Here is a 20,648-nt window from a genome sequence, read left to right on the forward strand (position 1 = left end):
GCATTTCCCTCTTTGCCCTTATACTTTTTATATAGCCTGTACTTAATAAAGGCGCGAGTTTTTCTGAAACACGAGCTAATAATTCAATTCGGTCATGGTGATAAGAGCGAGATATCCGTCGCTTTCTCCTGCCAATACTCTGATTTATCTGTGCTCTAACTACGCGAAACCTAACGAAGCTCGCTGTGCTTTTGTCAACTTAGCAATGACAAGCTCGTATGAACGTTCACATAAATCCTGAATAAGTCCATCCTCGACATCTCCATTGAAATACACCGTGACCCAGTGTTTTTTATTCAAATGGTAACCGGGGGTGATATCAGTGAACTGAGAAGTCAGCACTTCACCATCCTCGGGTTTTACTTTTACACTGACGTAGTCTCGACCCTCTCTTTGGGCAAGTATTGCGAACATTTTCCCTTTGATCTTAAAGACTAATGCTTCAGGTCCAAACGGAAAGTCGCTTTCCGCGCACATAAACGTATTAAGGTACGTTTCTAACACTTTGATTTGCATCCCACACCCCGCAATTGATTTTATTCAAACTGTGGCAACAAGTTCTTTAACGCCTCATTAAGCTTTAACTTTTCTTCATCAGACAAGCCATGCATAAAGCCTCGTTGAACCTCAACATGTTCAACAATCAACTTATCGATAAGCATCAAACCCTTAGCCGTCAATTCAACCGTGACACTGCGTCTATCTTCCTTACTATGTTCTCTGACAATTAAACCTTTCGTTTCCAACTTATCTAATCGGTTGGTCATCGCTCCGGACGTGAGCATCATTGACTCGATCAAGGCTGATGGCGTCAAACAGTATGGCGCTCCTGCTCGACGCAACGTCGCCAGTACATCAAATTCGCCCATTTTAAGGTCATACTGTTTATGAAGCTCTGCGACTCGAGTCTCCATGTGTTTGGCAATTCTCATTAATCGCCCCATGATGGCCATCGGCTGTGTGTCGAGCTCAGGCTTTTCTTTAAACCACTGCTCTACCAGTCTATCAATTGCGTCCATTTCTTACTTCTCTCCAAAGCAACGCGGCTTGTCTAATTACTTTAACATGAAGATACTTTACAAAAAGTAACCTAAGGCGTATCTTTGCACTTAATTATCTTAACGTAAAGATATTTGACATGAACATTTTACTCGCCATGATCCCGGCGTTTTTCTGGGGCACGACTTACGCGGTTACGCAGTATACGGTGCCAGATTGGCCTCCTATTCTGCTGGGTGTCTTGCGCGCGCTGCCTGCGGGCTTACTGCTGCTCGCGATAAAGCCGACATTGCCGAAAAAGCACGAGTGGAAAGCCCTGCTTGTATTAGGCACGATCAACATCGCGCTGTTCTTCTGCCTTGTCTTTGTCATGGCACTCACACTGCCTGCGGCGATTTCAGGCGTGGGTATGGTTTCATTACCCGTATTTGCGATGCTGTACAGTTGGGTGGTCTATAAACGCCGACCTAACGCGTTACAGGTATGCCGAGGCCTTGCTTTGGTTGCCCTCGCGTGGCTGCTATTTAATCCGGCAACCATCACACTGAATCCGGTTGGTTTGATTGCCATGCTTTCTGCCATTATGTGTATTGTGATCGGCAGCAGCGTTACTAAAGCACTCGGTACAAGAATGCATTGGTGGACGGTCCTGACTTGGCAGTTGATCATTGGTGGCGTGATTCTGACGATTGTTTCCGCTGTTATGGCTAGCCTCGATCCGGAGCCATATCTCAGTGCGGTACGACATACGTCGCTTACTAACATCCTGGGGCTGCTCTGGGTGATTATTCTTAATACCGCATTAAGCTACACCATGTATGTCTGGCTTCTGCAAAGAATGTCTGTGGTTGATTTTACCTTTGGCAACATCATTAATCCGATTGCTGGTATTTTATCTGGCTTGTTACTGCTTGGAGAAAGCTTCACGCCTGTTCAATATAGCTTGATGTTGGGTATGATCCTGGTATCGCTACTACCACAACTGGTGATGAAATTTTTCAAGTAGGCATGACCAACCTTCTTTAGGACGGAGCAGATTGATCAAAAAGAGGAAGTCAGCTGACTTCCTCTTTGAATTAAGGCTCGATTTGTTTACTGGGTACTACGCCAGCTCAAGAATGATTTTTTCCAGTTTGTCTAAACCTTCGTTCAGTACTTCTGACTCGATAGTTAGCGGTGGAAGCAGACGAATAACGTTCGCTTTTACCCCACAAGAAAGCAAAATGAGACCGTTCTCTTGCGCTTTAGCAATGACCGCTTTGGTCATGTCTTGCAGAGGCTTGCCAGTTTCTGGATCAGTAAATTCAATCGCCATCATTGCACCAGTGGTACGGATTTCACCAATCGCAGGTACAGATTTTTGTAGCTCAGTCATACGTGCATTAACCACTTCGCCAATGCCCATCGCTTTCGCACACAAGTCTTCTTCTTCGATGATTTTCAGTACTTCCAGACCAGCAACACAACCTAGTGGAGAGCCAGCATACGTGCCGCCTAAGCCACCTGGAAGTGCAGAGTCCATGACATCTGCTTTACCAACCACAGCTGAGATAGGGAAACCACCCGCAATGCCTTTCGCCATCGTCATTAGATCTGGTTCAATACCTAGGTATTCGGTCGCAAACATCTTACCCGTACGGGCGAAGCCTGTCTGGATTTCATCGGCAATCAGCATAATACCGTGCTTGTCACACAACTCACGCAAGCCTTGTGCAAACGCTTCAGGCGCTTTGTAGAAACCACCCTCGCCTTGTACAGGTTCAAAAATGATCGCTGCAACGCGTGAAGGCTCGATATCACAAGCAAACAGATCATCGATCGCTTGTAGGCTTTGCTCAACACTGATGCCGTGGAACGCATTTGGGTATGGTGCGTGGTAGATTTCATTTGGGAAAGGACCAAAGCCTGCTTTGTATGGCGCGACTTTACCCGTTAGACCCATTGTCATGTTAGTACGACCATGGAAGCCACCTTTAAACGCAATCACGCCGCTACGGCCAGTGTGAGCACGTGCTACTTTCACGGCGTTTTCAACCGCTTCTGCACCTGTTGTCAGGAAGATGGCTTTCTTCTTAGTCTCACCCGGAGCAAGTTCAGTTAATTTTTCCGCCAGCTCGACGAATGATGCGTAAGGCGTCACCATTGCACAAGTGTGTGAGAAGTTATCGAGCTGAGCTTTTACCGCTTCGCTGATGCGCTTATGAGAATGACCAGTATTAGTCACCGCAATGCCCGCCGCGAAATCGATGTACTTGTTACCTTCAATATCCCAAACATGCGCGTTTTCTGCTTTCTCTACGTAAAGCGGGTATAACGCACCCATACCTTGAGCAATTACCTGGTTTCTTCTTTCGTGTAGTTGTTGGTTAGTCATTGTTTTTATCCTTAGTTACCGCCAAAGCAGAGATATTTCACGTCCATGTATTCATCGATACCTTGTTTTGCTCCTTCACGTCCGATGCCGGACTGTTTAACACCACCGAAAGGAGCCACTTCAGTAGAGATCATGCCTTCGTTAATACCCACCATGCCGTATTCAAGCGCTTCTGCGATCTTCCAAACACGGTGAATGTTCTGGCTATAGAAGTATGATGCTAAGCCGTAAATCGTATCGTTCGCCATTTCGATAAGCTGTTCATCAGTATCAAAGCGAATCACTGGCGCGACAGGGCCGAAGATTTCTTCAGAGACAATCTTCATGTCGTGAGTCACATCTTTTAGCACCACTGGCTGCATGAACAAGCCATCAAGCTCTTTAAGCTCAGTGACTGGCTTCGCACCTTGCTCGATAGCACCATCAATTAACGCTTGGATGCCCTGCTTCGCTGACTCGCTGATCACCGGGCCGATATTCACGCCCTCTTCCAGGCCATTGCCAACTTTAAGCTGCTGAACGGCGGCATCAAACTTAGTGACAAACTCGTCATACACTTTGCTGTGTACGTAGAAACGGTTCGCACAAACACACGTTTGGCCAGTATTGCGGAATTTAGACGCCATCGCACCAGTTACTGCGGCATCGATATCTGCATCATCAAATACGATGAATGGTGCATTGCCACCCAGCTCCATGGACGTGCGTTTTACGTCACCCGCACATTGCTGCATCAGCACACTGCCGACTTGAGTAGAACCGGTAAACGAAAGCTTACGAATTAGTGGGTGTGACGTGAAAATTGCACCAATCTGACGAGAGCTTTCCCCAAGAACAACTTGAAGTACGTCTCTTGGAATACCCGCTTGATAAGCGAGTTCAGCCACTGCAAATGCAGAAAATGGTGTGGCTTCTGACGGTTTCACGATAAAAGTACAACCTGCCGCTAATGCCGGACCCGCTTTACGGGTGATCATTGCAATTGGGAAGTTCCACGGCGTAATGGCACACGCTACACCAATTGGCTGTTTAATGGTCACCAAACGCTTGTCTGCACTTGGTGCTGGAATGGTGTCACCGTAAGTACGTTTCGCTTCTTCTGCAAACCATTCGATAAAGCTTGCACCGTAAAGAACTTCGCCTTGAGCTTCAGCCAACGGCTTGCCTTGCTCTAGTGTCATCAGGCGGCCAAGATCTTCTTTATTTTCTAACAGAAGTTGGTACCAACGATTCAGCAAGCCAGAGCGAGTTTTCGCTGGCAGCGCCGCCCATTCTTTTTGTGCAACGCTAGCGCGTTCAATACCGTCCAGAATGTCGGATTCAGTCGTCACTGGCGCGTAGCCAAGCACTTCGCCCGTGGCTGGGTTGGTTACCGCTGTACCTTGCACTTCACTCGCCACCATGAACGAAAGAAGGCTTTTGTTTTTAATCTGTTCCATGGTTATTCCTTTTAACCGCTTTTCAACAGCGCCACACTAACGAAGCAAATCGTGGCGATGTATTTCGCTTTTTAAGCTGGGATCTGCTGTGTAATGCAGTGAATATTTCCACCGCCAAGCAGCACTTCTCTTGACGGTATAGCAATGATTTGATGCTCTGGCATCGCGTTTTGCAAAATTTCGATTGCGATCGCATCCGTTTCTTCGTCGAGCATCGGCAAAAATACATGTTCGTTCACAATGAGGAAGTTCGCGTATGACGCACTGAGGCGCTCACCTGCTTGTCTGCTCATTCCTGCACTCGCATCAATGCCATTGGCTTCAGCTTCACTGTAGTGCAGTGGCCCTGGTATTGGTAGACGGACAATCTCGATATCGCGTCCCTTTGCGTCTTGCTGTGACTTCAGCGCTTTTTCAGCTTGTCTGGAAAGCTCGTACTGCGGATCGCTAGGATCGTCAGTCCAACTCAACACGACTTTACCCGGTGCAATCACATGCAGCAGGTTATCCACGTGACCATCCGTTTCGTCATTGAATAAACCATTTGGAACCCAAATGACTTTTTCGATGCCTAGGTAAACTTTTAACTGCTCTTCAATTTCCGTTTTGCTCAAGTGAGGGTTACGACCCGGACTAAGCAGGCACTCTTCTGTCGTGTAAAGCGTCCCTTCTCCATCGGTATGAATCGAGCCACCTTCAAGTACAAACGGGGCACGGTAGTAATCAATACCGATGATGTCGCACACTGAGCCTGCAACTAAATCATCTTGCTGCCAGTTTTCATACAAGCCGTTGTATTCTCCGCCCCAAGCATTGAACTTCCAGCTAATACCACGGCGATCACCCGTTTGATTCACAACAACCGTTGGGCCAATATCTCGCATCCACGCATCGTTAAATGGAATTTCTACCAAACGAACGTCGGGATGAAGCAACTTTCGCGCACGGTCAAAGTTGTGAGAACACACTGCAACACTGACTTTGGTCACGTCGACAATTGCGTTGGCAATTCTGGCAAACGTCTCCTGTGCAGGAACCGCACCGTCACGCCAGTTATCACGTCTTTCGGGCCAAGCTAGCCAGACTTCACTTACCGGCTGAAATTCAGCCGGAAAATAGAAGCCATCTTGTGCTGGTGTTGTAGATAACTTCATAGTAACGCCTCTTTAAACAGCCAGTTTTCCAACGCTTGTGTATAGCTCTGGACGACGGTCGCGGAACAGACCCCAAGCGTGACGAGCTTTTGCTGTTGCTTCTAGATCGATCTCTGCGTAAATGATCGTCTCGCCTTCACGTGGCGCTTCCGCAATTTTTGCACCCGTGTGGTCAGTAATGAAAGAAGAGCCGTAAAACGTGGTTTCAATGCCGTCATCCACTTCTGTACCGACTCGGTTTGAAGCGATTACCGGCACTAAGTTTGCCGCAGAGTGACCTTGCATCGTACGCTGCCAGTGGTCACGAGAGTCCAAAGTTGGATCTTGTGGTTCAGAGCCGATTGCCGTTGGGTAGAAAATCGCTTCTGCACCATGCAAAGCCAGACTACGTGCTAGCTCTGGGAACCATTGATCCCAGCAAATGCCCGCACCAAATTTACCAAACTTGGTTTGCCATACTTTGAAGCCAGTGTCACCAGGGCTAAAGTAGTACTTTTCGCTGTAGCCAGGGCCGTCAGGGATGTGAGATTTACGGTAGTTTTCCAGTACCGTGCCGTCAGCATCGATCATCACTAGCGAGTTAAAAAAGGTATTACCCGCTTTTTCAAAATAGCTAACAGGAATAACCACACCCAGCTCTTTAGCCAAAGCACTCATCTCTTTGATAAGGCGACAATTCTCTGTTTCTTCCGCTAATTCAAAGTATTTCGCTTCTTGTTTTTTGCAGAAGTAAGGCGCTGCGAATAGTTCCTGAGGAAGAATCACATTCGCACCATTTTGTGCCGCTTCACGAATCGCCTTTTTTGCTTTTTCTAGGTTATCTTCCAGATCCCAGCTCTTAGTCAGTTGAAGAGCTGCAAATTTAACGACTTTGCTCATTGGATATTCCTTATCTCTTAAATCGCTAGTTTGTCACGTAAGTTGTAGTAAGCCGCACCCATTGCTGTAAATGGAATTTGGAAGTGACGGCCACCCGGGAAGGAGTAGTGTTTTAGTGCTGCAAACGCATCAAAGCGTTCCGCGTGTCCGGTTAAAGCTTCAGCTAGAAGCTTACCTGCAAGGTGTGTACACGTAACGCCGTGGCCACTGTAGCCTTGTAGGTAGTAAATGTTGTCTGCAAATGAGCCGAACTGAGGCATGCGTGAATAAGTCAGCAGGAAGTTTCCTGTCCACGCATAATCAATCTTAATGCCCTTCAACTGTGGGAAGACTTTTTCTAGTTTTGGACGAATCAACGACTCTACGTTTTCTGGGTCACGCGCACCGTAAACGACGCCGCCTCCGAAAAGCATTCGCTTGTCTGCTGTTAAGCGGAAGTAGTCCAGCAGGTAGTTACAGTCTTCAACACAGTAGTCACTGGTCAGTACTTGCTTTAGCTGCTCTTCATTCAGTGGTTCCGTAGCAATAACCTGTGTTCCACAAGGAATCGCTTTATTACTTATATTCGGTGCCAGGCCGCCCAGGTACGCGTTACCTGCCAGTACAACGTATTTGCTCTTAACGCTGCCTTGCGCCGTTTTCACTACTGGATTAATACCTTTATCAATCGATAGCACAGCAGACTGTTCAAAAATTTGGCCACCCAGAGAAACAAATGCCGCCGCTTCGCCTAACGCCAGTTTAAGCGGGTGGATGTGGCCACCACGCATGTCCAGCAGACCGCCAGTATAAACTTTAGTACCTACGGCCTTTTCAACTTCACCTGCATCCAGCAAAGTGAGCTGATCGTTGCCGTAGCGTTCCCAGTTTTTCTTATGCTCTTCAAGACCTTTAAGCTGCTTCTTATTCAATGCCGTGAACAAGCCACCTTGTTTTAAATCACATTCAATGTCGTATTTATCAACCAGACCACGGATGATGTCGCCACCTTCAAAGATCATGTCGCACAATGCTTTTGCCTGGCGTTGGTCGTAACGGCTTTCAATGACGTCAACATCTCGGCTGTAACTGTTGACGATCTGGCCACCGTTACGACCAGTTGCTCCAAAACCTACTTTTGCACTTTCCAGCACAACGACTTTGAAACCCTTTTCTGCAAGATGCAGTGCAGAAGAAAGACCAGAGAAGCCGGCGCCAACCACACACACATCACACTCGATGTTGTCTTGAAGTTGTGGGTAGTCCGGCATATTTGGCACAGAGTGCGCGTAGAACGAATCCGTATGCTTGTTCATAGTGATATTCCTTTATTAATCGTCAGCTGGGTTAGAACGTGTGCCTTTTTAGGCGTGAAGGCGAATCCAAGTGGTCTTGGTCTCCGTGAATTTCTCAATAGCGTGCAGCGATTTATCTCGCCCATTTCCGCTCATTTTGAACCCACCGAATGGAACCGTCATGTCACCTTCGTTGTAGTTGTTCACCCATACCGAGCCGGCTTGCAGTCGTTTAGCGACTCGGTGAACACGGTTGATGTTGCTGCTCCAAAGTGCCGCGCCCAGGCCGTACTTAGAGTCGTTGGCAATTTCGATAGCTTGTGCTTCATCCTTGAATGGAATTACACAGAGTACTGGTCCGAAGATTTCCTCTTGAGCAACGCGGTATTGATTATCCACGTTATCCAAAATAGTTGGCTCGACGAACGCACCTTGACCTTCAACATTGCCACCACAGCGCAAAACGGCGCCTTCAGACTGGCCTAAAGTAATGTATTCCAACACTTTTGATTTGTGGTCCTGGTCGATAAGCGCACCCATAGAAGAACTAGGATCCATTGGATCTTTTGGTGCAAAAGCTTTAGCCGCTTCGATCACTTTTTCAATGAACTGCTCTTTAATGCTTTCATGAATCAGCAGACGCGTTGCTGCCACACACACTTCACCCTGGTTATAGAAACAACCCGCTGCCGTTTCAGCCGCCGCGCGGTCTAAATCGTCACAATCTTCGAATACGATGTTGGCGTTCTTACCACCTGCTTCTGCAAAGACACGTTTCAGGTTGCTTTCGCCAGAACGAACCATCAGCTGGCCAGCGATGCGCGTAGAACCAGTGAAAGCGATACAATCCACGTCGTCGTGTGTTGCCAGCGCGTCACCCGCTTCATGACCAAAACCTGTGATGACCTGGAACACTCCCTTTGGCAAACCAGCTTGTTCTGCAAGTTGACCTAAGAAGATAGCAGTGAGTGAGGACTTTTCTGACGGCTTAAGGATCACGCTGTTGCCTGCCGCAAGAGCTGGACCAAGCTTCCAGCAAGCTAGCCAAAGTGGGAAGTTCCATGGAACAACTGCCGCGACAACACCAATCGCTTGGTGAGAAATAAACGCGTGAACATCTTTTTCTGTTGGCGCGACTTTGCCATAGACTTTATCGATCGCTTCTGCGTACCAGCGTAATGATGAAGCTGCGCCTGGGATATCTGTAGAGAAGCTGTGAGAAATAGGTTTACCGGTATCCAGAGTTTCAAGCAGAGCCAACTCTTCACGGTTTTTGTCTATCAGATCAGCGAACTGTTTTAGAATCGCTTTACGATGTGCAGGGCTGCTTTCACTCCACTGACCTGATTGAAATGCTTTACGAGCGTATGACACCGCAAGATCGACATCTTCACTTTCACAACGAGCAATTTCGGTAAATATTTCGTCTGTTGCTGGATTAACGACAGGGATCGTTTTTCCACTTAATGCTGCGCTGTATTCACCGTTGATGTACGCCCTGTTTTCGATGTTTAGATTGTTCTTAAGTTCAATCCATTGTTCTTGAGTTTTCATACGCTCTCCTTGTTATCACACAAGGCAAGCACCACTTAGAATGTGGTTGGCGTATGCGCGCTTATCATTCGACAAGCCTTGTCTGTGTGATTCGTAAATCTGTGTGGCTGCGTCGTATCAATCACGTACGACTCACCTTCTTTGATGACGAACGAACGGCCTTTGTATTCCAGAGTGATTTCACCCTCTAGTACCGTGCCAATTTCTTCGCCTTCGTGTTTTATTTCAGCTGAACCAGTTGTTCCGTGTGGTGCATATTCTTCGATCAGGAATCCAATTACCTGCTCTTTCGTGCCGTTAGTCACCAGTTTCATCGAAACGGTTTCACTGCCCATTTCGACCAGTTCTTCTGGCGTAACGACAACTTTCACTTCATCATTCTGAGTTTGTTCAAAAATGAAAAACTCCGACAGAGATAAAGAAAATACGTTCACTATTTTTTGCAACGAGCTAACCGAAGGGCTCACTTTGCCATTTTCAATCGATGAAATAGCACTGTGAGTAATGCCCGCTCGCTCGGCTAATTCTCGTTGTGACAATCCATGTTTTTTTCTTAACTGAACAATATTTCTACCAATCTCTTGATTGTCCATTCATGTGGCTCCAAAAATTAAAGAGAAGCCGCCATAATAAATTCTTTGAATAAAATTTGTGAGAAATGATTGGTTTTTGCTTTCCATTCTGGGTGCCACTGCACGCCAACGAAATATTTTTGCCCAGCCAGGCTAAAAGCTTCTATCAAACCATCGGGTGCTTTCGCTTCAACTTTAAGCTGTGGCGCTAGCTGATCAACACCTTGATTGTGCAGCGTATTGACTTCAAAGAAGGTCGTATTTTCCCAATGATTTTCAACTAACCATTGTTCAAATAAGCTCTCTTTTTGAACCAATACTGCATGAGCAGGTGCGTATTTCTGTTCGAAATCATCAACAGGTGCTTCGCGGTGATCATTAAAACCAGAATCGTGAACCGCAGGGTTAAGGGTGCCACCTAATGCAACGTTCATCTCCTGGAAACCGCGACAAATACCAAGACAAGGGATGTCTTTATCTACTGCGTGTCGAATCAGGTTCAGTGCCAATTCATCGCGTGCTTCATCTTTCTTATTCTCAGTATGGCTAGCGTTGTAGCGATGTGGCGCAACATTTGAGTGGCTGCCCGGGAACAAGAAACCGTCACAAAGCTCCAGGATTGAGTCGACTTCATCACTCGACATATCCGGCGCTAACATAACAGGTAGACCACCAAAGTCTTTCACTGCGCGTAGGTAAAAATCATTGACTGCCTGAATTTGGTAACCACCTAACTCCTTGGTGCAGCTAACAACGCCAATGATGGGTTTGCGTGTCGTTGTCATAACATATCCGCGTTCAATTTATTTAACATCAACACTACAAACCGTGTACAAAATTATCAACATCGACGTTCGATATTATCGCCACAATGTGACACAGAGCACTTTTTAGGTCATTAAATTGAATATTTATGCTCATTATATTGAACAAAACAAAAACGACTGTTACAAAATAGTTAACAACAAAGCGCAAAAATAACCCATTAAAAAGTCAGAACACAAGATAAGTGGTTGTTTAAATTAAATATAACTGAATTAACACGCACATTAATTAACGCTTTGTAATTTAATTGTTAATTTAGCTATCTCTAATTTCTACTCATCTGGCTATTGGAGAAAAAATGGAATCGTATCTACAGGAAGTTCAAAATTTTAAACAACAGTGGCCCAACATCGAGTTCGTCGACCTGATCTTTACCGACATCAATGCAACACCAAGAGGCAAACGTATCCCGGTAGAGGCTCTGGAAAAGCTTAACAAAGGTGTCGCATTACCTCTTTCAACCATTACTCTCGATACGAAAGGTAATGTGGTAGAAACGGCAGGATTAGGCGAAGACTTGGGCGAACCTGACAATCTTTGTTTCCCTATTAGCGGTACATTGATGCCAACCGCGAAAGAACAAGTCGGCCAATTACTACTGAGCATGATGGATGATTCAGGAAAACGACCAAATCCTTTGTTCATTCGCAATATCCTCGCTTCGATGCTTGAAAAGTTAAAGGCTAAAGATCAGTACCCTTGTGTTGCTCTGGAACTGGAGTTTTACTTAATTGATAAACAGCGCGGCGAGAATGGCACACCTTTAACTGCCATCAACCCTACTAAGAAAACACGCGAAAAAGATACCGAGGTGTACGACTTAGATGGGCTTGATGACTATGCAGACTTCTTATCTGATCTCAACAAAATCGCCTTGGAACAGGGCTTAAATACCTCAGGCGCTCTTTCCGAATCTGCTCCGGGCCAATTTGAAATCAACTTTAACCACTCAAAAGATGTCCTTCGTGCGTGTGACGAGATCATTATCGCTAAGCGTCTGATTCGTCAGGTGGCCCACCAGCACGGATTCGATGCAACGTTTATGGCTAAGCCTTTCGGCGATCAAGCTGGTAACGGTATGCACATCCACTTAAGTTTGATGGATAGCGCTGGCAACAACCACTTTAGCCAACAAGATGGCGAAGCAAGTCCCCTCTTTTATCAAACTATGGCGGCGATGCTTGAACAAACATCAGATGCCATGGGATTAATTTGTCCTAATGTAAACTCTTTCCGCCGATTTGTTCCTGGTGCTTACGTTCCGACAAAAGCGGACTGGGGCGAAAACCATCGTGGTGTTGCGTTACGTGTTCCTATCAGCGATAGCAAAAACCGTCGCATAGAACATCGTATCGCAGGCGCTGACGTTAACCCTTACATTCTCGCTGCAGTAGTACTTTCCGCGGTATTAGCGAGCGAAAACTATAGCAAAGACCAATGTCCATCAACCTTAAGCGACGACGCGATTGACTTACCTGTGCGTATGTCAGAAGCTCTAGAGCAGTTGGACCACAGTGAGCTGGCTCAGTACATTTCAAGGGACTTTATCGATATGTATTTAGCTTGCAAACGCAGTGAACTCGCTGAATTTGAGCGCGCTATCACGCCACTGGAAATTGACTGGATGTTGCACTCGGCATAAACAAAGGAAATGTAATTTATGACTACGCAAACAAAGGCGATGGAAGCGCCGCTAAAATTCAATATGCAACATATGATTATCTCGTTAATTTGTGTTGCGACATTCGTACTTTTTACAACGATCGGATTAAATCACGAAGAAGGGCAAGCATACGGATGGATGAGTCTGCTGCCAACCGCGTTGGTTTTGGTCTTCGCTTTAACAACGCACCGTACAGTAGAAGCGCTTTTTAGCGGCGCGATTGCCGGGGTTTTACTCCTCAACCCAACTGAGGCGGTAGAACAAATCGTTGATATCTCGATGACGGTCATGATGGATGAAACCATTGCTTGGATCATTCTGGTCTGTGGCTTGATGGGTGGCCTGATCGCGATTCTTGAGAAAGGCGGCAGTATCTTAAGCTTCTCAGATATGCTGGTAACAAAAGTTAAGAGCCGCAAACAATCAATGGTGATGACTTTCGCCTTGGGTATTCTTATCTTTATCGACGATTACTTAAACGCCATAGCGATTTCGTCATCAATGAAGAAGGTGACTGACGGCTACCAAATCTCTCGTGAAAAACTGTCGTACCTGGTTGACTCAACTGCGGCACCAATCTGTATTCTTGTGCCAATTTCAACTTGGGCTATCTTCTTTAGCTCACTGCTTGAGTCAAATGGCGTTGCTGAGGCAGGCAAAGGGATTCAAACCTACATTGAGGCGATCCCATACATGGCATACGGTTGGGTAACGTTAGCCATCGTTCTGTTGGTTGCGATGGAAAAGATCCCAGATCTCGGTGCGATGAAAAAAGCAGAACAACGCGCGAAAAATGGCCAAGTTCGCCCTGACGGCGCAACCGATGTAGATTTTGGTTCTGATGTTGCGGCTCATACTAATCCAACAATGGGTCTCGTTAACTTCCTACTTCCGATGATTGTCCTGGTAGCGGCAAGCTGGTACTTCGGTATCGATCTATTGGCGGGTGTATTTGTCGCGATCATTTTCACAGTATGCTTCTACGGCTTCCAACGACTTATCTCGATGAATGATATGTTTGAAGCTGTTTATGATGGCATTAAAGTTATGCTACTGCCACTTGCAACGGTTATTGGCGGCTTCATGCTGAAAAATGTCAACGACTCGTTAGGTGTCACACAATACGTTATCGAGACGGTAAGCCCATACCTGAGCGCTTCTTACTTCCCTGCAATCATCTTCCTGATTACGGGTGGCCTTGTGTTCGCGACAGCATCTTCTTGGGGTACCTTTGCAGTAGCAATGCCAATCGTTCTGCCACTAGGTGAGCAACTTGGCGTACCACTACATCTAACGGTTGCGGCTTTGCTTTCTGCCTCTGCTGCTGGTAGCCACTCGTGCTTCTTCAGTGACTCAACCGTACTTTCTGCTCAAGGTTCTGGCTGTACTTCAATGCAACACGCAACAACCCAGTTCCCTTACGCATTGATCGGTATTATTGCGACAGCCATTTTCTTCCTTATGATTGGATAATCGCTGACTGTGAAAATCAGAAGCCCTGCTTTTAATGGCAGGGCTTTATTCTGCTCTCATTCCTGCGCCCCCCTATTATCCTCTTGATCCAAACAACCAAAAATGCCGGTTGATTACTACGTCAGCACCTAAACAATCTCACAAGCAACGCACAACGATGTGGTCTCTGGTAGTGACAAATACGTACAGACCGTTATAGTTTTATAGTTGACCACATGTTGAAGATACGGCTCTAAGTAGTCATTAGTATTTATAACGATTAGTCGACATGAGAAGAACTTTAGGAGTAAAGCATGACATATAGATTGAGTTTAAAGCGGTTGCTTAAGCCTATTCTCTTAACTTTCTGTGTACTGGTAAGTGCCTGCACTCAAGGTGACTGGCGTACAGCCAGCCGTGAGCCTGCAGGTATTGCTCCTGATCCTTCTAATGTTAAACAGGCCGTTATTGAATTTTATGCAGCCGATGCTTTTGGTTGGCGTGGCTGGTTTGCTGTACACACCTGGGTGGCCGTAAAACCAGAAAATGCCAATGAGTATACCGTCTATGAAGTTGTAGGATGGCGAGTCGGCCGTGGCCAGCCTGCACTTTATGCGTATCAAACCGCAACGCCGGATCGATATTGGTATGGTGCTCGTCCAGAGAAAGTACTTTCTATACAAGGTGAAAAAGCCCAGAACCTGATTCCGAAAATTCAGCGCATTGTAGACCAGTACCCTTATGCGAATGAATACACGCTATTTCCGGGGCCAAACAGCAACACCTTCCCTGCTTGGGTGGGTCAGCAAATCCCCGAACTTAACTTAGACATGCCTTTTCGTGCTATTGGCAGTGGCTACATCAACTGATTGTTGAGCAATAAAAAATCAACACGATAAGAGTGTTAAAAACATACAAAGCAGGCCAACTCGTCTAAACTCAATATCGATTAGACTAAAAAGAACTCAACGAGCTCTTTCCTCAAAACGGCGCTAGATAGGTGCCGTTTTTCTTTTATGAAACAATTATCCTCCTCCACACAGAAACAGATGCTCCCCGTACTAAATCAATTGCTTATAACTGCCTCAAATAGCTCTGCGTCCATAAATGTTAATAATTTACACAAATGAATTTTAACTTATAAAATTTATTTAACCTTGATCACATTGGAAAACCAAACTACGTTTAAATAGTACCGTTTGGTAATTTAATTACATTAAAGGGAATTGTCATGTTATCAGCTATCAAGGAAATGTTGATTCATCCGAAAGATTATGTCGGTCACGATGTCGATACGGTGATCTCCCAACTCGCAGCACAAACAGGCACCGACGCCAACATCTGGTCATACATCCAAGAGCAGTCCGTTTATGAAAACACCCTAAACGGCGTGAGAGTGTACCCGCACGAACTGCGCAGATATATTTCCTAGAACTCCAGCTCCACAACATGTGCCCTACGGTGTACTTCGGTTGTAGGGCACATTCTCATTGTTTACAAAGGTGTAATATTTAAGAAGTGGAGAGGTTTACGCCTTCTTGACGAATTTAGCGGTGACCATCATTTCACCAGCACCATCCACTTTGCAATCCAGTTGATGATCTTTACCTTCGACGATGCGTCTGATGACGGCTTTAGTGCCAATTTTTAAAACAAGGGAACTGCCTTTCACTTTAAGATCTTTGGCTAGAGTTACTTTATCCCCCTCCGCTAATAGCGTGCCATTTGCATCACTAACGCTAAAAGTTTCTTCAACTTCTGAAGGGTTCCATTCATGACCGCACTCAGGGCAGATTAGGTTATTCTGATCTTGGTAAACATATTCGGATTGACAGTTTGGGCAAGGAGGGAAAGACATAGCTAACTCTTATTAATTGAAATTTGCCACATATGTTAATACCTAACGCTGAAATTGCACGTAATACCTAAATGTTATCCCAAAACCGTTATGAGCATTCTGATTGCTAACAAAGTCAGTAATACTTTGATTATCCATATGACTTTGTCATTACCCGCCTTAAACCTAGCCTTAGTACCAATAAATGAGCCCAGGATAGATCCAATAACCATATAGATAATGAGATTTAAGTTTGAAAGCAGGTCACTCGTCACTGCGGCGTAAACAGGGATCTTAGCCAGGTGACTGATGGTCAAAAACATTGAGCTGGTCGCAATGACTTCATTATTCGATTTCAACTGTTTAGTAAGAACCGATAGTGACAGCGGCCCGACTGCCCCGACGATAAGCCCCAATCCAGTTTGTAGGAATCCAATTAGATAATAGCTTTCATAGCGGCGTATAAAATGCGCAAATCGCTTGCTCCAAAGGTTCAATAAGATATAGGTGCCGATTGCAGCAGGAACATAGTCAAAAGAAATATTCGAGAGGAAGAAACCAAACAGCAGCATGCCGATTAGTGAACCAATCAAAAACTTGGGTAGTAACGACCATTTCACATGATCAAGCGAGAAAAACATTCGCGATGAGTTACTAGCTAACTGTGTCACACCATGTACTGGGATGATTAAGCTAGGGCTAACGAAGTTGGGTAAAATTGCGATCAGTAGCATCCCTCCACCAAAACCAATCATACCGGCAATGGCGGAGGTGATCATCGAAATGAACCCTAAAAACAATTCTACAGACACAACGCTCCCTTAGCGTTAGCACTCACACCCATTTACACTCCAAACGCTTGTACCCACTGATTGGGCTCTGCAATAATAAACTCGTATGCGCGTTTGTCTGATAGCGTAATCCGTATTGCTTCACTCGTAACAGGCATCAGGCCTGCCCCTTTGCCTATGCACTTCTCGACCGAAATGATTTCCTTGCGTTTCAATATATATGGGCCAAGTGCAAGTTTCTGGTTATACGGTTCAAAAATGAATTCTGTGTCTGTCAGAGACAGCTTTCCATCCGCTCTTGCCACACCAACTTGTATCGTAGCAGCGGACGATTTAATAATTTCTCCTGACATATTATCTCCTTAGATAGCAAATAACGCCATACTAAACACTTTCAACTTCGAATACAAAAACACGCTTTGGTGACTAAAACCAGTGACTAAAGGTAAACCAACGCTTCAACATTATTACCATCTGGATCGAACAAGAAAGCAGCATAATAGTTAGGGGCATATTCTTCTCTCAAACCTGGTTTCCCATTGCAGATTGCGCCACAACTTAACCCTGCTTGATGAAATTTAGAGACTTGAATTTTGTTAGCAGCCGAAAACGCGATATGGCTTTTAGTACTACTATCACTCTTTTCGATCAGGAACCTGACGTTAGGCTCCGTTGTTGAGCCAAAGCCTGCTGCAGCGTCATCTGTCCACTTTAATTCAATGCCAAGTGGAGACAGTGCATGTTGGTAGAAGTCGCGGCAGTTTTCAAAATCAACGACTTTAATTTCAAAATGATCGATCACTAGAGTTCCTTGTGATTTAGTCTTATGTGTCCATGTGTATTTTAACGTATCTCAAAGACTCAATTTAACTCCCCGTCACTTAAAACGTTAACCCAAACCTCTTCAAATCCGCCTCACACTGCATCGCAGTTTCAAACAGAACCGCGTTCATAACAACTTACGCAATTATTTTTTGTAATGTATATTTAAACAGAGCAGAAATTACTCGTTTTTTACCGAGCTTTTGTTCAGCTAAAGCTAAATACACGTTCCACTCTCAAAAAACTGTAGCACCAGGCAAGCCACAAATGCTGGTATGCCCGCGATAAAGAACACTAACCCAGTTTGATAATTAAGCCGACGTTGTTCCTGTTGCTCTTTGTCAAAATCATGGCCTTTTACCATTTTGTAGACTTTGTTTGTTCTAGGGTTGTCGAGTCTGGATACTTTACTATGTACACCACCTTCCCACATAAGCTTTGCCAAAACCCAAATAACGATGACAACAAAAAATAAAAAATCGACGAGCTGTGTTGTGGCAAAGAAAGGCACTAACTTCGATAAAACAAAAACAGTTAAAGCGGCAACCATATTGATGAGCACCACTTTTTTAATCAAATCAGACAACATACCCTCCCAGCGTTGAAACCGCCTTAAGTGAAGTTGAACGCTCACGACTAATCACAGTTCAAATCGATGCCACAACACGCCATGAGTGGAAAATCATGTTTAGGCTGCTACTCTTTCGCTTCGATGTGATACTGCATTTCGATTAACTGATGTTCTCCGACGATTTCAACTTCTCGAATAAACTCAAAACCAAACTTCTCATAGTAACGTTGTAAGTATCCATGAGCATGAATTTCGATAGAGCTTACCCCATCATTCCGAGCGTAATCCATTAAAGCCTGGACAACTTTCGACGCGATTCCCATTCCTCGATAAGGTTCGGTAACTGCAACTCTGGCCATAACGGAAGAACCGTCGTCATTTATTGTTAATCGGGCTGTCGCGACGGAAGAATCCTTTTCCGTAACTAGCGCATGAACAGAGCAGCCATCTAATCCATCCAGATCTAATTCTCTCGGTATCTGCTGCTCAACGGTGAACACCTGATAACGAATAGCTTGAACTTCTTGAATGATCTCTGGGCTGTTCCCCGTAATAATTTCCATGCCAAAGACCCTTAATTTCCTAATGCCCATTCAACGCCATGCGCTGCATGAATTTCCGTGGTGTCATACAAAGGGACCGTCGTGTCACTTTGCTTCACTAATAATGCGATTTCAGTACATCCCAGAATCACCGCTTGGGCACCCTGAGCATGCAAATTGGCAATGATTTTCAAGTACCTGTCTCGGGATTCGCTTTTTATTTCACCCAGGCAAAGCTCTTGATAAATAATATCGTGAACGACGGTTTGTTCATCAGCAGTAGGAACAACCACCTCTATTCCAAATTTCTCTGAGATCCTGCCCTTATAAAAGTCTTGCTCCATTGTAAATCGCGTACCCAGCAGACCAACTTTCGTAACTCCGTCTCGAACCAGACTTTCTGCCGTTGCATCTGCAATATGCAAAATTGGAATCGATATGTGTGACTCAATCTCTGGCACAACTTTATGCATGGTGTTTGTGCAAATCATTAAGAAATCTGCGCCACCACGTTCTACCGACTTGGCTGCTTCCGCAAGGATCAAAGCGGTTTCCGACCATTTATCTTGATGCTGGAGTTTTTCTATTTCGTCAAAGTCGACACTGTATAGACAGATCTTCGCGGAATGTAAGCCGCCAAGCTGAGACTTAACGCCTTTATTCAGTGCCTTATAATAACTGGCGGTTGACTCCCAACTCATCCCACCTAACAATCCAATCGTCTTCATTTACCTTCCCTTATTTTAGCGATAGAGCGCTCAGTTATGGACATTCCTGCCAGTTATACTCCATTTGACGCGCGACCATTTTAGCAAGATCACGACTATGTAAGTGTGAGACAAGATATAAACTCATGTCGATACCTGCTGAGATGCCTCCAGAAGTTGTGTATTTCCCTGACGTAACCCAGCGTTGATCATCAATCACCATTAGATCTGGAAATCGATGTCTCAAATCGGGGATGTCCTCCCAGTGTGTCGTCACCGCTAAGCCCTTGAGCACCCCGGCACTGGCTAGTAAAAAGGCCCCAGTACATATCGATACCACCTGACTGGCACTTTGATCGACCGATTTTATCCAGTTCAATACCGTTGCTTTGGTCATTTCCTCAGTGTGCACACCTCCCACAACGACCAACAAATCAATACCGGGGTGGTCGTCAATGGAATAGTGAGGCAAGACATTGAATCCACCTCTCGCGGAAACGGCGTTTTTAGTTTCTGCTACAAAGAACACGTTCCAGTCGATTGTTTCTAGCCGCTTAGCTGTGCTAAAAACTTCGAAGGGTCCGGAAAAATCCAATACCTCGGCGTCATCATAGATATATATTCCAATATTCATTTATGCCTCCATGCACATAACCTATTATTAGAACTTTAGCTTTTTACCCACTGCCTGAGCAACCCTTGCATACTTTTCCCCACTACAACAATGAGAACCGCACCGACCAAAACTGGTGTGATAAGGAAAGCCCACCCCTGCCCTGACAGCATAATCAACAACGGATTTGCGCCAGCTGGTGGATGCGTCGTTTTGGTAATAAGCATTAGACTCACGGCTAGACCCGTCGCGAGCGCCAGTGTCAGCGGTGAAACACCAATATACTGCGTGAACAGCACCCCAACAGAAGCCGTAATCAAGTGTCCGAGAATAACGTTTTTAGGCTGAGCCAAAGGGCTATCTGGCACACCAAAGACAAGAACGGTTGTGGCACCAAACGGAGCCATAAGCAATGCGACATCACTCATCGTTGCATCAAAAAAAGACAACATGCCAATCGCAAGAGATGCTCCCATTCCCGCGATAATAGACAATCCAATATTTTTCATTCTAACCTCCCAAAAAGTAGACCAATCTGTCTACCAACATAAAATAGACAAATCGGTCTACTTTTGTCAAA

The 20,648-nt window shown here is 45.4% G+C and carries 24 protein-coding genes; 5 read left to right on the forward strand and 19 right to left on the reverse strand.

Going from position 1 to position 20,648, the window contains the following annotated elements:
- Nucleotides 1-159: 159 nt before the first annotated feature.
- Nucleotides 160-516 carry an MmcQ/YjbR family DNA-binding protein gene (locus RXX31_RS07820; RefSeq protein WP_317588538.1) on the reverse strand — a complete coding sequence of 119 codons (357 nt, stop codon included), beginning with the start codon at nucleotides 514-516 and terminating at the stop codon, nucleotides 160-162.
- Nucleotides 517-536: 20 nt separating this feature from the next.
- Nucleotides 537-1,019: a MarR family transcriptional regulator gene (locus RXX31_RS07825; RefSeq protein WP_317588539.1), complete on the reverse strand. Its 483-nt coding sequence runs from the start codon at nucleotides 1,017-1,019 to the stop codon at nucleotides 537-539.
- Between the two features lie 119 nt (nucleotides 1,020-1,138).
- On the opposite strand from RXX31_RS07825, the gene RXX31_RS07830 reads away from it, so the two are divergent.
- A complete protein-coding gene (locus RXX31_RS07830; protein ID WP_317588541.1) occupies nucleotides 1,139-2,005 on the forward strand; it encodes a DMT family transporter in 867 nt (288 codons plus the stop codon).
- Nucleotides 2,006-2,101: 96 nt separating this feature from the next.
- Here RXX31_RS07830 and gabT read toward each other — a convergent pair whose 3' ends face one another.
- The 8 genes from gabT to RXX31_RS07870 all read right to left on the reverse strand — a co-directional run bounded on the left by gabT (nucleotide 2,102) and on the right by RXX31_RS07870 (nucleotide 11,030).
- Nucleotides 2,102-3,373: a 4-aminobutyrate--2-oxoglutarate transaminase gene (gene gabT, locus RXX31_RS07835; RefSeq protein ID WP_065296923.1), complete on the reverse strand. Its 1,272-nt coding sequence runs from the start codon at nucleotides 3,371-3,373 to the stop codon at nucleotides 2,102-2,104.
- Nucleotides 3,374-3,384: 11 nt separating this feature from the next.
- A complete protein-coding gene (locus tag RXX31_RS07840; protein WP_317588543.1) occupies nucleotides 3,385-4,812 on the reverse strand; it encodes an NAD-dependent succinate-semialdehyde dehydrogenase in 1,428 nt (475 codons plus the stop codon).
- Nucleotides 4,813-4,883: 71 nt separating this feature from the next.
- On the reverse strand, nucleotides 4,884-5,966 hold the full coding sequence (gene aguA, locus RXX31_RS07845; protein WP_317588544.1) for an agmatine deiminase: 1,083 nt from the start codon (nucleotides 5,964-5,966) through the stop codon (nucleotides 4,884-4,886).
- Between the two features lie 12 nt (nucleotides 5,967-5,978).
- Complete coding sequence (aguB, locus tag RXX31_RS07850; protein ID WP_014232021.1) at nucleotides 5,979-6,845, reverse strand: N-carbamoylputrescine amidase; 867 nt, start codon at nucleotides 6,843-6,845, stop codon at nucleotides 5,979-5,981.
- A 17-nt stretch (nucleotides 6,846-6,862) separates the two neighbouring features.
- A complete protein-coding gene (locus tag RXX31_RS07855; RefSeq protein ID WP_014232022.1) occupies nucleotides 6,863-8,140 on the reverse strand; it encodes an NAD(P)/FAD-dependent oxidoreductase in 1,278 nt (425 codons plus the stop codon).
- Between the two features lie 48 nt (nucleotides 8,141-8,188).
- Nucleotides 8,189-9,673, reverse strand: coding sequence for an aldehyde dehydrogenase (locus RXX31_RS07860; protein WP_317588545.1), 1,485 nt, complete (start codon nucleotides 9,671-9,673; stop codon nucleotides 8,189-8,191).
- A gap of 35 nt (nucleotides 9,674-9,708) precedes the next feature.
- Nucleotides 9,709-10,266 carry an HTH-type transcriptional regulator PuuR gene (gene puuR / locus RXX31_RS07865; protein WP_014232024.1) on the reverse strand — a complete coding sequence of 186 codons (558 nt, stop codon included), beginning with the start codon at nucleotides 10,264-10,266 and terminating at the stop codon, nucleotides 9,709-9,711.
- A 17-nt stretch (nucleotides 10,267-10,283) separates the two neighbouring features.
- Entirely contained in the window at nucleotides 10,284-11,030 is a 747-nt protein-coding gene (locus RXX31_RS07870; protein WP_014232025.1) for a gamma-glutamyl-gamma-aminobutyrate hydrolase family protein, read from the reverse strand.
- A 338-nt stretch (nucleotides 11,031-11,368) separates the two neighbouring features.
- Between RXX31_RS07870 and RXX31_RS07875 the strand changes: the two genes are divergently transcribed.
- From RXX31_RS07875 to RXX31_RS07890, 4 genes are all read left to right on the forward strand, one after another.
- Complete coding sequence (locus RXX31_RS07875) at nucleotides 11,369-12,712, forward strand: glutamine synthetase family protein (RefSeq protein ID WP_317588546.1); 1,344 nt, start codon at nucleotides 11,369-11,371, stop codon at nucleotides 12,710-12,712.
- Nucleotides 12,713-12,730: 18 nt separating this feature from the next.
- Nucleotides 12,731-14,206, forward strand: a complete 1,476-nt coding sequence (locus RXX31_RS07880) for a Na+/H+ antiporter NhaC family protein (protein ID WP_317588548.1) — start codon at nucleotides 12,731-12,733, stop codon at nucleotides 14,204-14,206.
- 293 nt (nucleotides 14,207-14,499) lie between these two features.
- Nucleotides 14,500-15,054: a DUF3750 domain-containing protein gene (locus RXX31_RS07885; RefSeq protein WP_317588550.1), complete on the forward strand. Its 555-nt coding sequence runs from the start codon at nucleotides 14,500-14,502 to the stop codon at nucleotides 15,052-15,054.
- 362 nt (nucleotides 15,055-15,416) lie between these two features.
- A complete protein-coding gene (locus tag RXX31_RS07890; protein ID WP_317588552.1) occupies nucleotides 15,417-15,617 on the forward strand; it encodes a hypothetical protein in 201 nt (66 codons plus the stop codon).
- Nucleotides 15,618-15,713: 96 nt separating this feature from the next.
- Here the strand turns inward: RXX31_RS07890 and RXX31_RS07895 are convergent, their stop codons facing one another.
- The 9 genes from RXX31_RS07895 to RXX31_RS07935 all read right to left on the reverse strand — a co-directional run bounded on the left by RXX31_RS07895 (nucleotide 15,714) and on the right by RXX31_RS07935 (nucleotide 20,577).
- Nucleotides 15,714-16,043, reverse strand: coding sequence for a zinc ribbon domain-containing protein YjdM (locus RXX31_RS07895; RefSeq protein WP_317588554.1), 330 nt, complete (start codon nucleotides 16,041-16,043; stop codon nucleotides 15,714-15,716).
- A gap of 74 nt (nucleotides 16,044-16,117) precedes the next feature.
- Nucleotides 16,118-16,834, reverse strand: coding sequence for a sulfite exporter TauE/SafE family protein (locus tag RXX31_RS07900; protein WP_317588555.1), 717 nt, complete (start codon nucleotides 16,832-16,834; stop codon nucleotides 16,118-16,120).
- Between the two features lie 32 nt (nucleotides 16,835-16,866).
- Complete coding sequence (locus RXX31_RS07905; protein WP_317588556.1) at nucleotides 16,867-17,166, reverse strand: hypothetical protein; 300 nt, start codon at nucleotides 17,164-17,166, stop codon at nucleotides 16,867-16,869.
- Nucleotides 17,167-17,252: 86 nt separating this feature from the next.
- The gene (locus RXX31_RS07910) at nucleotides 17,253-17,615 is read right to left on the reverse strand and encodes a VOC family protein (protein WP_317588557.1); all 363 of its coding nucleotides are present in this window, start codon (nucleotides 17,613-17,615) and stop codon (nucleotides 17,253-17,255) included.
- A 237-nt stretch (nucleotides 17,616-17,852) separates the two neighbouring features.
- Entirely contained in the window at nucleotides 17,853-18,221 is a 369-nt protein-coding gene (locus tag RXX31_RS07915; RefSeq protein ID WP_317588558.1) for a hypothetical protein, read from the reverse strand.
- A gap of 110 nt (nucleotides 18,222-18,331) precedes the next feature.
- A complete protein-coding gene (locus RXX31_RS07920) occupies nucleotides 18,332-18,769 on the reverse strand; it encodes a GNAT family N-acetyltransferase (RefSeq protein ID WP_317588560.1) in 438 nt (145 codons plus the stop codon).
- Nucleotides 18,770-18,780: 11 nt separating this feature from the next.
- On the reverse strand, nucleotides 18,781-19,476 hold the full coding sequence (locus RXX31_RS07925; protein ID WP_317588562.1) for an aspartate/glutamate racemase family protein: 696 nt from the start codon (nucleotides 19,474-19,476) through the stop codon (nucleotides 18,781-18,783).
- Between the two features lie 34 nt (nucleotides 19,477-19,510).
- On the reverse strand, nucleotides 19,511-20,089 hold the full coding sequence (locus RXX31_RS07930) for a DJ-1/PfpI family protein (protein WP_317588564.1): 579 nt from the start codon (nucleotides 20,087-20,089) through the stop codon (nucleotides 19,511-19,513).
- A 35-nt stretch (nucleotides 20,090-20,124) separates the two neighbouring features.
- On the reverse strand, nucleotides 20,125-20,577 hold the full coding sequence (locus RXX31_RS07935) for an HPP family protein (RefSeq protein WP_317588566.1): 453 nt from the start codon (nucleotides 20,575-20,577) through the stop codon (nucleotides 20,125-20,127).
- Between the last annotated feature and the right edge of the window lie 71 nt (nucleotides 20,578-20,648).

This window comes from Vibrio sp. EA2, from assembly GCF_033042495.1.
GTDB lineage: Bacteria > Pseudomonadota > Gammaproteobacteria > Enterobacterales > Vibrionaceae > Vibrio.